A 14,723-nucleotide genomic window follows, 5' to 3' on the forward strand; every position below is an offset into this window, starting at 1 on the left:
AATGTATTTTTAGGGGCCTTAATCATATCACTAGGATTTAACTCAAAAACAGCAATACAACAATTATCTGAGAACTGAAAAATTCAGACCCCTAAAAATTTTATTAAATTTTATTGATTAATATAATTATATTAAATAAGTATAATATTATTAAAATAATTAATAATTAAAGGATTATAATATTATTAATTGTATTAAATATTAAAGCAATAATATATTGAAAATATATTTAAATTATATAATAATTCATTAAACTTATAATAAAGTGATAAAAATTATAATAAAAGTATTAATGTTATAATAAAATCATTAAAGTTATAATAATTGATTAAATATATCATAAATTCATTTAAATTATAATAAATTCATTAAAGTGAAAAAATGAAGATAGCTATAGTATCTGGAAAAAGTGAAGGGCCAACAGAGTTAAACGCATTCGATAATGCCCTTATTGATGCAGGAATTGGAGATGTTAATTTAATTAAAGTTTCAAGTATGCTAGAGAAAAAGACTGAAGTTATTGAACTACCTAAACTTAAAGCAGGGGCAATGGTAAACTGTGTACTTTCAAGTATTTGCTCTAAAAATAAAGGAGATACAATTACTGCATGCGTAGCAGCAGCAATTGGAGATAAATTAGGTTGTGTTGTTGAACATAGTGGAGTCAATGTATCTAATGAAGAAAATAGAAAAAAAGCTCTTGAAATGGTTAAATATATGATGCATAAACGTAATGAAAAGATTAATCAAATGATAGTAGAAGATTCTACACATACTGTAGAAAATATTGGAAGTGTAGTTGCATCTGTAGTATACATTAACGATGAGATTTTAGAATAAAATATTAATTAAAAAGGGATATCATGGAAAAAGAAGAAATTGAAAATTGTAAAGAAATATCTCTTGCAATAATAGAAAATGTGGAAAATGCTGTAAAAGGTCATTTTGGTAAAGAAGAATCTGGAAAATTTGTTAAAATAGGTGCTGATGGAACACCAACTTCACGTATAGATTTAGCAGCTGAAGACCAAGTAGTATCCTATCTTAAAAATCAGGACTTCATATGTTATTTAGTTAGTGAAGAAATTGGTGAATTGAAATTAGGTAAAGGAACCTCAAAAGAAGTTCATCTAACAGAAGAATTATTAAATCAAAATAGTCATGACGCTAAATATATTTTCTTATGTGACCCGTTAGATGGAACAAGTAATGCAATAAAAAACATTCCTGCATTTGGTATTTCAATTGCAATAGCTCCAGTTCCAAAAGGAAGAGTTGCAACTATTGAAGATGTTGAAATTGGAACAATAAAGAATTTTGCAAGTGGCGATATTTGCCAAGCAGTTAAAGGTCAGGGAGCTCTATTAAACGGAAAACCACTTAAACCAACAAAAGAAACAGATTTAGAAAAAATTTCTCTTGGAGGATTTACTAAATCTAATACTGGGTCAGTTGCAAAAATAGTGGATACTACACGGAGAATGAGAGTTCTTGGTTCTGTAGTACTTGAATTGTCTTATATTGCTAGTGGAAAATATGATGCATTTTTAGATTTAAGAGGAAGTAGAATTATTGATATTGCAGCAAGCCAATTAATTGTTAAAGAAGCAGGAGCGATTGTAAGTAATAAATATGGTGAAAAATTAGATAATAAATTAAATATTTATGAAAAGGTAGTTATTGTTGGTGCAAGTAATAAAGAACTTCATGATAAACTAATTAAAGTTATTAACAATAATGATCTTCATGAAATTAACTCAGTAGCAATTATATCCCGTATAGATGAAAATAAATCCATATTATATGCAATTAAAATTATTAATATTTTAATGGAAAGAGGAATAGATATTTCCATAGAAACATCCCTTGCAAATAAACTTCAAACATTAAAAAATCGTCCAGAACTAAGTGAAATTATTGAAGAAACCAAAAATGAAGCACCTAAAATTGCTAAACAATTAGAAAACATAAACTTCAATATTGATTTTAAAGGATTATCAACTGATTTTAAAGATATAAAAAGTGATTTTGCAATTATTTTAGGTGGAGATGGTACTTTACTTAGAACCCAATCATTACTTACAACAGAAATACCAATTTTTGGTATAAATATGGGCACAGTTGGATTTTTAACTGAAATTGAAGTGTCAGAAACATTTAAAACCTTAGAAAGAATTCTCGATGGAGAATACTACCATGAAAAAAGAAGTCAAATCATAGTTTCCCATGAAAACCATAATTATACTGCTTTAAATGAAGTAGTAATTATGACTGACAAACCTGCTAAAATGTTACACTTTGAAATTACCGTAGATGGAGAAGTAGTTGAAGAGTTAAGAGCTGACGGACTTATAATTTCTACACCTAGCGGTTCAACTGCCTATTCTATGTCTGCAGGTGGGCCAATTGTAGATCCTAAAGTTAGAGGATTTGTAATCGTACCAATTTGCCCATATAAATTAGGAGTTAGACCATTTGTTGTATCTGATACAAGCGAAATACGTGTAAAACTATTAAAACGTGGAAAAAGTGCAATATTTGTAATGGATGGACAAATCACAGAAAAAGTTAATTATCTTGAAGAGATTGTATTTAAAAAATCTCAAAATGATGTGACATTTATTCGAACAAATAATAAATATTTCTACAGTAAAGTTAAAGATAAATTAGGTGCAGGAGGAATAAATACCGAACCACGACCTATTTAACTTAAGTTTTTTAAAAATTATTTTTAAATCTTATATTTAACCTAAGTTTTTAAAAAATTATTTTTATAGTAAATAACTAAACTTTTATTATACTTGTTTATAAATGATTTATAATAAAAATTTGGTAAACCACTATAAATCTTATTTTGTATATTCTTTTTATTAAAGGAATTTTATCACTAATCAAAAAGTCCATGTGAAATTATGAATTTTCTTGTAGTTGATATGACCCACGGTGGAGTAAAATTAAGTATAAAATTATCTACAGATAATAAAAATAGAGTTTACGGATATGATATTTATAATACTCTAAAAGAGTCTGAATTGAAAGAATTATATTCAAATAATGTTAAATTAATAGAAAATATTAACAATTTAAATGATATTTCTGATTTATCCGTCATATCCCCTGTTCACTGCCCACTGGAAGAGAAGGATTATAAAAAAGAAATAAATGAAAATATTAAATATTATACCCACCATAGTGGTGTTAAATTAATACTTGAACCATGGATTAAACGAATGAACAGTGAAAATAAGCCAATCATCGAAATAACAGGTGTTAAAGGAAAAACAACAACTGGGTTTATTTTAAAAGAAATACTTAATGACCCACTTCTACTGTCAAGTTTAGGAGCCTATATTTTTCGAGAAAATCCGATAATTTTAAAGAAAAACCTAAGTATTACTCCTGCAAACATCATAGAAACAATCGACATGGCTCGTAAAATTTCTAATCCTAAATGTAGTTTAGATAATGATGGAAATATCTTTAAAGATGAAATTAATTATGATTCTGCAATATTTGAATCTTCACTTGGAGCATGTGGAATTGGAGATATTGGAATACTTACAAACATTATTGAAGATTATCCAATAGCAAGAGGCAAGTCTAATGCAAGTATTGCAAAAGAGCAAATATTTAATTGCTCACTTGTTGTATGTGAATACAATACATTAAATGAATATTATAACAAACATAATAAAAACAATATTAACACATTTGCTATTAATGATATAGATGCTAATCTTATAGCACGAAATATTAATTACTCATTAAGTAAAACCACATTTGAAGTAGAATATGAAAATTTAAAAACCCTTAGTGGAGACTTGATTAGTGGTAGGTTTAATGCTGTAAGTTTTGCACCAGGACCTCAACATATATTGAATATACTTGCAGCTACCAGTGCAGCATTAACACTAGAAATTAATGAAGATAGAATAATTGAGGGCTTATCTAATTTTAAAGGAATAATTGGTAGAAGTTCCATTAGACAAATATCTAACTCCACTATTATTGAAGAAGTTAATCCAGGGCTTAATACTAGTTCAATAGAAAAATCCATCAATATGGTTGAAGCTTATGAAAATTATAATATTATAATTGGGGGAAAATATGGTATTACATGTGAAGAGATTGATGAAAATAAACTGATAAAAATGATAAGTGATAAAATATCAAATAACCCTTCAGTTAAAATCATAGTTACTGATGAACTTGGCCATTCTATAAATGAGAAAATAAATAATATGGAAGGTAAAATTGAATCTGTAAAATATATTAAAGAACTTGATGATGCCATCGATTATTCCGTTGAAAATAATAAAAACATACTTCTAATTTATAGGTCCAATTATAGTCAAGTTAATAAAAGATAAAATTATAAGTAGGAAATATAATCAGGAATTATATTTAACAGAAAATTCACAATATTTCTAACCCATAGATAATTAAATTCAATTAGTAGAAAATAAAATATTGAATTAAAAAGGAAGTAATAAAATGAAAGTAGGGACAAGAGGAAGTAAATTAGCACTTACACAAACCAAACAAACTTGCCAAGACATAGCCAATATTACTGGTGAAAAGATAGAAGTAGATATTATAAAAACAAAAGGAGATAAAATTACAGACTCTCAACTTTATAATATTGACTCTAAAGGCCTTTTTACAAAAGAATTAGATAAGGCAGTTCTAGAAGAAGAAGTTGACTTTGCAGTACATAGTCTCAAAGATGTTCCAACAGAATTAGATGAAGATTTACAAATAAGTGCAGTTCCTACAAGAGTTAAAGCAAATGAAGTTTTCATATCAAACAAAAATTGGAATGATCTTGAAGAGGGTTCCAGTTTAGGTTCAAGCAGCCTTAGAAGGGAAGCATTTTGTAAATACCATAACAAAGGATTTAAGTTTAAAGCTCTTCGAGGAAATGTTGAAACTAGAATCGGAAAAGTTTTAGATGGAGAAGTAGATGGAACCTTAATGGCTGAAGCAGGACTTATAAGACTTGGACTTACAAAATATATTAAAGAAGAATTCCCTCTTGATTATATTACACCTGCTGCAGGTCAAGGTGCACTTGCAGTAATATCCAGAAAAGATTCTAAAGAAATTAATGATACACTTAAAAAAATAGATGATTATAATACTCACCAAACAGTACTTGCAGAAAAAACTGTCTTATATGAACTTGGAGTAGGATGTCAATGGCCACTAGGTTCATACGGACAATTAAATAATGAAAATAAACTTGAATTATATTCTGTTCTTTTAAATGAAAAAGGAGAAATCTTACATAAAACTACTTTAACCGGTTCTATAAGATCAGCTCGTGAACTTGGTATAAAAGTAGGAAAAGAATTAATAGAATATATTTAATAGAATTTAATTTTTAAATTAAAAAAGATAAATACTAAAAAATAGAGATACTTATGAAAAAAAGCTGTCAATATAGATATAAAAAAAGAAGTTAAGAAAATATTCTTAACTTTTAACTTAAATTTTGGATTTGACAGTGTCTTTTATATAAACTACATTTAATATGTAAGTTTTTCCAATTTTAAGTTTATTTAAAACAGCTTTAGTGAGAGTAACAGTTGCAATACCCTTACCATTAGTTTTAGCTTTATAAGTTTTACCACTATCCTAACCTTGAAACTCTAATAAATGATTTAACCGGAACATTTTGAATATCAGTTAACCCTGCCTTATCAATTAAAACAACAACTGCAATTGGATATCTCCACCTAAATCCCTAACCGTTTCTACAACTTCATTAATAGTTTTTCCACTAGTGATTACATCATCAACAATAACAACTTTCTTATCATCAACAGAAGCAAAATTAGTACTAATAGTTCCATTTTCAGTGAAATCATCACCACAATGTTGAACTTTAGCTTTTTGAGGATGGAAAACAGCAAGAGAAGTTTCATATCCCATTTCAAAATTATAATAATCAGCCATAAATGTAGCAAATGGAATACCACTTGAAGCAATACCTACAATTACATCAGCTTCACCTTCTTCAAGAGCCATATCACTTAATGCAGCTGAAACATATTTAAGTCTAGTTGAACTTCCTCCAAGATTATTCCAGTTAACTGCAAAATCAACAGGAACATTTTCAGTTTCTTGCTCACTAGCTTGTTGGAGAGTTAACCATCTTGCAGTATCAATTGATACATTTAATTCATCTGCTATTTCTCCTGTAGTTAAACCATGAGCTCGAAGTTCATGTGCCTTGTTAATAAGTTTTGAATTCATATAATCACCAATGATTTATTTTTCCATTTCTTCAAAAGAAATTGGTTGTTTAGATTTTGAAGACTTATTAGCTGCAATAACCATTTTAAGAGCATTTAAACCATCTTCCCCTGTAATGACTGGTTTTTCATTATTTTTTACAGCATTTAAAAATGAACTTAATTCTTCACCTAAAGGTTCTTTATGTTCAATTTCAATATCTTGTGCAAATTTACCATGTACATCAATACTTTGATCTATATAATCTACACTAATGATTCCTGCAGTACCAGTAATGGAAATTTCTCTTCGTTTATAAGGAGTTAACCAGTTAACTTCCAACATTCCAGCCATACCACCAGCAAAATTAACCATAATTTCTGCATGGTCCTCATATTCACATTTTTCAAGAATACTACCCATACTTGCATATACCTTTTTTACATCCTCATCAAACAAATAATACATTACATCTAAATCATGTATTGCAAGGTCAATTGTAACACCTACATCTTTAATTCTAGGTGGAAAAGGACCGACTCTTTTTGCAGAAGCTGAAACAATGTCTCCAATAACATCATTTCCAATTAACTCTTTTGCTTTTTGAACTGCCGGATTAAATCTTTCAACATGCCCAGTTCCTAAAATAACACCTTTTTTATGTGCAGCTTCAATCATTTCTTCTGCCTCTTCCAATGTAAATGCAATTGGTTTTTCCACTAAAACATGTTTTCCATGTTCAATTGCAGCCATTACTACACCATGATGATGAGTTGTAGGAACACAAACACTTACAACTTGAATTTCAGGGTCATTTAATAAATCTTCATAATTAGAATAAGCTTTAGCATTATATTTTTCACTAACTTTCTTTAAAGTACGCTCACTTACATCTGATACAGCAATAAGATTTGCTTCTTCTAATTTATAATAAACACGAGCATGGTTATACCCCATTGCTCCGACACCGATTACTCCTACATTAATGCCTGTCACATTTTGCCTCCAAAACTTATCATATAATATTTTATTTAATTTTAATATATTTAAAAATATCTTTTTATTAATAATTTTATATTATACTGTTAAATAAATGAATAAGAATATTTATATTTACATATTTTATGTTAAAAATTCATAAAATAAAATTTTTCAAAATAAAAGAAAATAAGTAATTTCATAAAATAATATATCCTTTTTATAAGATTTTAAAAAAAAAATTAATTATCATCATATATACTAAAAAAGATTTAAAAAATTAGAAAAATAAATTTAAAATTTAAAAAATGTTCAATATATAATTATTAAAATATATCTTTATATAGTATTAAATTATAATATTTATACAGAGTTATAATAAAAAAAATTATAAATGAACATAACATTATTTTAATTAGATAAAATATTAGATTAGAATAAATAAGGAAAGATAAAAATGGAAATGAAAACATATAAAGTAGGTCCAAGAAGAACAAAATGCGTGCCAATTAACCAATATAATGAAATTAAAGAGGACTATCTAAAGAAAAAAGAAAAAAAATCTTTTTTATATAAAAAATATTATCAAAAATATGCTTTAGACAAACATACCTTTAATGCAATTCTTGAAGAAATCTACACAGAACACATTCATCCTAAAACCGTAATGAGAAGACGTAGAAAAAAAAGCAGACTGTATCATAAAATTAATAGTTTTACTTCAAACGGTTATAGTAATAAACAATATTATAAAAACCCTCCTAAAACTAGCATTATACCAAGACAACATAATAACTAATTTTTTTAATAAATGATTGAGGATATATAAAATTAAAAAAAGAGTAAGAACAAAAAAAATTAGAAAAAAGAACATATTACTAATAATAATAAAAAAATTATCTTAAAAAATTAGAAAAATATTGAATATATTAAAAATTAAAAAAATAAAAAAAGAAAAAATAATTTAAATTAACTTATATGGTATCTTAAAATAGCCGCGATTCCACCAAATGCCCTGTATAACTGAATACCTTCATCAGTTTCAGTGGAAATAAGTTCAACATTAGAACCTACCTCTTCAGCCATTTCAACAAAAACATCAACTAAATCTACCCTTGATTCTTCCTTCATCTGTTCATTACAATTTTCACATTTAAAATCTAAATCTGCACTTTTACGTGGAGTAATAACTTTTTCCCATCCGCATTGAGGACATTTCATAGTTACTGATTCTAATGTAAGACCTTCTGATAAAAGAAGAGTATCCACAGCACCAATTTGAAGATTACGTTTAACTTCCTTTTCACCATAACTAGCAAGACCAGATTTATCATCTATGAGTTCTTTTAAGAATTTTCTTACAATTTTTTTCTCTTTAATAACATCAAGTTCATCAAGAGCATCTGATGCCTTATCAATAGTTTCACGTATACCAAATTCACCAGTATATGATGTATCTACAGTAGTGATAACCTTATCTTTAATTTCATATTGCATGAAGTCTCCTTCATAGAAATCTATTTTAGTATTTCCTGGACCTCCAAGAACAACTCCTCTCAAATCATCTTTAATTGGAAGATATGCTTCATTAAGATGTCTACCAATCCTTTTAAGGAATTCTCTTGCAGCATCTTCAATTACACGATCAAACCTTCTTTGTGATTGACCACCTGCTTTATGCTTACCTGGAACACCACTTGTTAATGTTGCAATAATATCAACACGTTTTCCTTTAAGAGTTGCAATGGTTGCTTCTTTCCTATCAATAACTGCAATACCATAAACATCTCTATCTGCAACCATTTCTTCAAGAGGTTCAAGATAAAATTGACTGTCACAAATATACCAATATGTTGGTATAGATTCAGGAGGTTCAAATACGTATGTTTCCATTTTCTCAGTACCTGGTCCACCTCTTGGAATCATTCCAGTAAATAATACTAAACCATTTTCAGGTGCTTGTTTAAATAATCTTAATCTTTGAACAATAACCTCAATAGCGGATTGAACATTTTTACGAGTAGATTTACTTTTAATATTAGAACTTTGTCCTAATTCATCTCTCATTTGCTTTGAAACATCACTTAATTGTTTTTCATGAGGAATATATACTGAGACAAGCTCTGTACCCCTACCTTTTTTTTCAGATAAATTTTTAATCAATTTCTTAAATTCATATAATTCCTTTGAAGATATATCTTCCATTTAATATCTCTCCCTAAAAAGTGAAAAAATAATAATAAATAATCGATTTTAGTAAAATAATTAAACTGTTTTAGTTAATTCTTTATAAATATAATCAAATAAACAATAATGTTTAAAATAAAGATTTAATCAAAATTAGAAATTATGATTAAAATATAATAATATGATATCTAGTTTTCAACTTAATAAATATAATGTATAAATTTGACATTTTTGGATTTTTCTAAAATTTTTACAATGAAAATTAAAAAATTAAAATTAATAATTAAAACTGTTTGAATAAAAAAAAACTAAAAAAGATTAGAAAATTAAAATTAATACTGAACTGTTTGATTAAAAAAAGATCATCTAGGTTGTGGCATGCCTTCAAATAGAACCACAATACCTTTTGCAGCAATGTGAAACTTATCCCCTGCTAATTCTCCAACAATATTATAATCTATTTCTAAATCAATAACTCCATTTCCACCTGCTTCTTTAACTGATTCTGCCAATCTTTTAATTGCCATGTCTTTAGCTTCTTTAAATCGTGTAAGTAAGATTAATTCTTCTTGTTTAGTTTTAACTTCAAATAATTTATTTTCATTTGGGATTACTACATAACCTTCACGTAATCCTATATACTCTTTAACATTAATTTGATATGGTTCAGCAGATGTTAAAAATAAAATTCCATGTTCATTTGGATTTTTTTCTTCATATAAATTCTGAGCAAAGTTTTCAGTAGTTAATTTATATTTTGGCGGTTTAAATTCACGGCCAGACAATTTTGTTACAAAAGGCACAACTGTAAAATAGAGTTTATCCGTCAATGGCTTGAATATGCCGAGAATATATGATAAAATACCTAAAAATACTACAAAAAAAAGATAATTAAATGCAATAGGAAATGCTGATTGTAAAATTATTAAACTTACTCCAAAACTAATACCATTAAAACCTAATGTTGGATTTGTAAGTATAAAACCATGAACTACAGTTACAAAAAATAATAAATAAGCACTAATAGCTCCTGTTGTCTCATCCATTATCTTTTTAGATAAAAAAGTTTCACAGTAACCTGCAAGTATTGGAGATAGAACAAAGGCAATATTCCAACCAAAAATAGCTAAATTACATTTGAAAGATAAAATATAAGAGACAACCCCTATAAAAGTTCCAAAAAGTATAGATATGGCTGCAAATAAAATATCTTTTGGATTATCGTGCTTTATATAAAAATTACTTTTTATAGAGTCTAATAATGACATATTACCCTCAAAAATAATTATTTTTCAAATCTTACTGCAGTTCCATAAGATGTAATTAAAATAGTATTACCCATAGTTCCACCAAGATTAGAGTAATCCATCTTAAGACCAATGATAGCATTAGCCCCTAATTCTTTAGCTTTTTCTTCCATACTTTTTATAGCAAGAGCACGTGCTTGTTGTATTTCTTCTTCATATTTTGAAGTTCGCCCACCTACAACATCACGAACACCAGAAAACAAATCCTTATAAACATTAGCCCCAATTAAGGATTCTCCAGTTACAATACCATAATATTTAATTATTTTTCTGCCTTCTAAACTACTTGTTGAAGAAAAAATCATTATCTTAACCTTCAATATATAATAAAAATAAAATTTTAAAGTTTTAATAGGCCAAAACTATAGAAAAAAGCCTAAAAATAAAAAAATGAAATAATTATTTTTTTAACATGAAAAATACCCATACGATAATGAATACCGCTACTAACAAATACATTATCTTTTGATTTCTTTTTATTTGTTTTTGTTGTTGTGTAATAACCAATTCACAATCTGGAGAACAAGTTTTCTCACTCATAGGTATAGGAGTTCCACAGACCGGACAATGTTTATGTTGTTCTACTGACATAAATTCACCTCTTAATATTTAATTATATAATTTTTGTTCCAATGTTTTCCCCATTAACAATTTTAATAAGATTATCTGGGTCTTTCCCACTTGCTATAACAGTTGGGATCTTAGAACGATTAAGCAATTGTGCTGCAGTCCTATCGAAAAATTCATATGTACCTGCTTTATGATCTTTTCCTTCAAGGAATCTAACAAGGTCTTCTGAAGAAATTTCAGAAATTAACTCAGCATCATCAAATTTATTTGGATCTTTATTATACATTCCATCTACAGAAGTTAAATTAATAAGTAAATCCGCATTTACATATTCTGCTAAAATTGTAGATACTGTATCTGTACTGTGAGAAGGTTCAGTTCCACCCATAACAACTATTTTTCCAAATTCTTGGAATTCCAAAGCTTCTTTAAAGTCTTTAGGTACTCTTTGATAAGCATAATCACCTAATGCTGAAAGCAATAATTGAGCATTAATTCTTGTAACTTCAATACCAATAGAATCACTTTGAGCTTCTCCACAACCTAAGTCCCTTACAACTTTAATATAATTTCTTGCAGGTATCCCTCCCCCTACAACTACAAAGATTTTGTGTTCTGAGGAAATATCCTTTAAAAGTTCCCCATAAATTTTAAACCTACGAGCACTCAAATCTTTTAATAAAATAGATCCTCCAATTGCAATAACTATTTTCATAAATTCACCTAATTTAAAAAAAATGTGTAAATATAATATTATAAAATATCATTCTATAATATTTAATTTATTATAATACTTATATTTATTTATGTATTATTAAAATTTGAAAAAAATATTAAAAAAATGACAATTATTATTGAGTATCCTCCAAAAGTCAAAAATTCATATTGAAAAATTTATTAAAATGCATATTTTTTGATTTAAAGAAATGATTTTATTAAAAAATTCTATTTTGGCGGACACTCTATTAAAAAAAACAGTTATAATAAAAATCTATACCTAAATATAAAAAAATAAAATTAGATAAATATTTACTGTTTTCTTGAATATTTTTCAATAGATGATACAAGTTGTTCAAAAATAGCTGAATTATCTGTATTTTTTCTTGCATCAAGACTTTTTTGATACTTGTCAAGATTATTTAAAAAATTAATAATCTTCTCAGCATCCATATCCTCATGATATTCTCCATAAGATAATTTATCAACATAATATCCATTTAATATTTGTTCAAAATTACCTAATGCAGGCATACTGTAGATTGGTTTTTTAAGATAAATTGCCTCTGATATAAGTGTAAAACCACCATTTGTAATAACTGCCTTAGCAGTTCTCAAATCATCATAGAAAATATCCTCATTAAATTCCCTAAAAATAAGATTTTTATCTTTTTTATCAATGTTAAATCCATAAACGATGAATTTTTCATTTATATTTTTTAATTTTTCAATTAACTCATAATTAGAATTACTTGTTTGATAAACAAGCACATGATTATGTTTTTCTGACTTTAAATTTAAAATGTCCTCCCTTAATATAGGAGGATAAATTACAGAATTTCTACCTTTACGTATAGGAGGATTGAAAAAGCTTGTTAAAATATGTATTTTAGCATAGTGAACATATAATTTTACAATAGTTGCAGCTTTTAAAAAATCAGCTTGATGTTCAGGGGGAAAATCAATTTTTGCTTCGGTTATCATGTGAATATTATCTAAACTAATTAATGGAATGTGCATTAAATCTGAAACAATATTACTATAGTTTTCAAAGTCAGAAACAATAATATGTGGTTTCAATTTTCTTGCAAATTTAAATAAAGTATTATATGACTTTTTAATATCTGAAGGTGTTGATTTCATACATTGAATAAAGGTTGCAAGATCATTTACTGAATTATTTTCATATACTGTATTGTATACACCAATTTCATAGACATTATCAAACTTGTCATTTAAATATTTATAAGCCCTATCACCAGAAAATATATAAACATCATAAATTTTTGTTAATTTTTCAAGTATAACTCCACTTCTTATTGCGTGTCCCATACCTTCCCCACAAACACAGTAAAAGACGATTTTTTTAGATTTTAATGGAAGATTCTTATTATTTAATTTAGAGTGGCTTTTATTATTTTTTTGACATTTATTTGTAATATTTTTATTTATCTTAATATGATTATGATTAGCATTAATGTTATTGGTATTGATATTTTTAGTATTGCTATTAGTATTTCTATTAATATTCCTATTAGTATTCATATTAGTAAAATTAGTATTAGCAGAATTATGTCTAAGGTAAATTGGTTTAGGTTTTTTTATTTTTTTATAACCTGTAGAATTTATTGGAGAGTTTGCTTTATGAATTATAGAATTTATTTTTGATCCTCTTGCAATGGCTTTAGGATTAGAATGATAATTATAATGAGATTTTGCAAAAATTGGATAATTATTAAGTTTTATTTTAGCAGTAAATGAATTATTTTTCTGAATATGTTCAAAACTATAATCCAATTGGTCAGCAGTTGTTCTTTTTCCCCTAAAATCATTAAATGTACTTTTCCCATAGGTTTTAATAAGGTGAATAACACCTTCCTCTTCAAGTCTTCTTGTAGATACAATTACCTTAGAACTTCTCAAAACTCTAAAATCAGATATTTTAGCAGCTCTTTCAATATAATCAGTATCTTCACCAAAATCCAATGATTCATCAAATCCATTTATCTTTTCGTGTAAATCCCTTTTAACAATTATCCCATAACAACCTGCCCCATGTGGTTTAATATTTTCAACAAAAACCATGAATTTATTTGCAAAGTCATGTAATAATTTATCAGAAGGCTTATCTGATTCCGGTATCATTTGACTAATAGCTATATCCAAATTTTTTGCATAAAATTCATTTAACGTATTTTCAAAATAGTCTTTTGAAAGTTTTAAATCAGCATCTAAAAATAGGAAAAGATTCCCTTTAGCATATCTTGCACCATTGTTTCTGCCTTTAGCAGGAAGCCCTCCTTCAACAACCCTACAACCATAAGATTTAGCTATATCCTTAGTTTTATCTGTTGAATTAGCATCTGCTATAATAATCTCATAATCAGTGAAATCTTGAGATTTTATACTTTGAAGTAGGCCGGGTAAGCTTTTTTCCTCATTATATGTAGGGATTATAATACTGATTTTCATATTATCACAGAAAAATTATTAAATAAAATCATGCATTAAAATGATAAAATTTACATATACAAGTAATAATTTGTATCTTTAAGTTTATATTAATTTTGATGAAAAATTAAAATCAAGATCAAATCAAATTAAAATTAACCTATTTAAATTTATAATATATAGGGTGCTAGATAGAGCAAAATTTTAAGAGTGATATTTGCTCTTCTTTTTTGTTGATTTTTAGTTTTTGTTGGTCTGTTTTTAATGGTGCCTTTG

The 14,723-nt window shown here is 26.9% G+C and carries 12 protein-coding genes and 1 pseudogene; 5 read left to right on the plus strand and 8 right to left on the minus strand.

Translation table 11 applies throughout. The annotated features are described in order from the left end of the window. The first annotated feature begins 381 nt into the window (after window positions 1–381). The 4 genes from QZ146_RS07240 (at window position 382) to hemC (ending at window position 5,370) form a co-directional block, all read left to right on the plus strand. Window positions 382–840, plus strand: a complete 459-nt coding sequence (locus tag QZ146_RS07240) for a pyruvoyl-dependent arginine decarboxylase (RefSeq protein WP_295723073.1) — start codon at window positions 382–384, stop codon at window positions 838–840. Window positions 841–863: 23 nt separating this feature from the next. Beyond that, entirely contained in the window at window positions 864–2,708 is a 1,845-nt protein-coding gene (locus QZ146_RS07245) for a bifunctional NADP phosphatase/NAD kinase (protein ID WP_295723075.1), read from the plus strand. Between the two features lie 204 nt (window positions 2,709–2,912). Then, window positions 2,913–4,370, plus strand: coding sequence for a coenzyme F430 synthase (cfbE, locus tag QZ146_RS07250; protein ID WP_295723077.1), 1,458 nt, complete (start codon window positions 2,913–2,915; stop codon window positions 4,368–4,370). A gap of 124 nt (window positions 4,371–4,494) precedes the next feature. Next, entirely contained in the window at window positions 4,495–5,370 is an 876-nt protein-coding gene (gene hemC / locus QZ146_RS07255; RefSeq protein ID WP_295723079.1) for a hydroxymethylbilane synthase, read from the plus strand. Between the two features lie 262 nt (window positions 5,371–5,632). On the opposite strand, the pseudogene QZ146_RS07260 reads toward hemC, so the two are convergent. Next, a pseudogene (locus tag QZ146_RS07260) lies at window positions 5,633–6,258 on the minus strand (orotate phosphoribosyltransferase-like protein). A gap of 15 nt (window positions 6,259–6,273) precedes the next feature. After that, on the minus strand, window positions 6,274–7,233 hold the full coding sequence (locus tag QZ146_RS07265; protein WP_295723081.1) for a Gfo/Idh/MocA family protein: 960 nt from the start codon (window positions 7,231–7,233) through the stop codon (window positions 6,274–6,276). 439 nt (window positions 7,234–7,672) lie between these two features. Between QZ146_RS07265 and QZ146_RS07270 the strand changes: the two genes are divergently transcribed. Beyond that, window positions 7,673–8,014 (plus strand): hypothetical protein, encoded by a 342-nt coding sequence (locus tag QZ146_RS07270; RefSeq protein WP_295723083.1) that lies wholly within the window; start codon window positions 7,673–7,675, stop codon window positions 8,012–8,014. Between the two features lie 170 nt (window positions 8,015–8,184). Here the strand turns inward: QZ146_RS07270 and prf1 are convergent, their stop codons facing one another. The 6 genes from prf1 to QZ146_RS07300 form a co-directional block, all read right to left on the minus strand. Beyond that, window positions 8,185–9,420: a peptide chain release factor aRF-1 gene (gene prf1, locus QZ146_RS07275; protein ID WP_295723099.1), complete on the minus strand. Its 1,236-nt coding sequence runs from the start codon at window positions 9,418–9,420 to the stop codon at window positions 8,185–8,187. A 344-nt stretch (window positions 9,421–9,764) separates the two neighbouring features. Then, window positions 9,765–10,670, minus strand: coding sequence for a hypothetical protein (locus QZ146_RS07280; RefSeq protein ID WP_295723101.1), 906 nt, complete (start codon window positions 10,668–10,670; stop codon window positions 9,765–9,767). Window positions 10,671–10,687: 17 nt separating this feature from the next. After that, entirely contained in the window at window positions 10,688–11,014 is a 327-nt protein-coding gene (locus tag QZ146_RS07285; protein WP_295723103.1) for a YbjQ family protein, read from the minus strand. 94 nt (window positions 11,015–11,108) lie between these two features. Then, window positions 11,109–11,300, minus strand: a complete 192-nt coding sequence (locus QZ146_RS07290; RefSeq protein WP_295723105.1) for a DUF2116 family Zn-ribbon domain-containing protein — start codon at window positions 11,298–11,300, stop codon at window positions 11,109–11,111. Between the two features lie 22 nt (window positions 11,301–11,322). Beyond that, window positions 11,323–11,994 (minus strand): UMP kinase, encoded by a 672-nt coding sequence (pyrH, locus tag QZ146_RS07295; protein ID WP_295723107.1) that lies wholly within the window; start codon window positions 11,992–11,994, stop codon window positions 11,323–11,325. A 314-nt stretch (window positions 11,995–12,308) separates the two neighbouring features. After that, window positions 12,309–14,468, minus strand: a complete 2,160-nt coding sequence (locus tag QZ146_RS07300; RefSeq protein ID WP_295723110.1) for an MJ1255/VC2487 family glycosyltransferase — start codon at window positions 14,466–14,468, stop codon at window positions 12,309–12,311. Window positions 14,469–14,723: the final 255 nt, after the last annotated feature.

Origin of the sequence: uncultured Methanobrevibacter sp., from assembly GCF_905235195.1 — an archaeon.
GTDB lineage: Archaea > Methanobacteriota > Methanobacteria > Methanobacteriales > Methanobacteriaceae > Methanarmilla.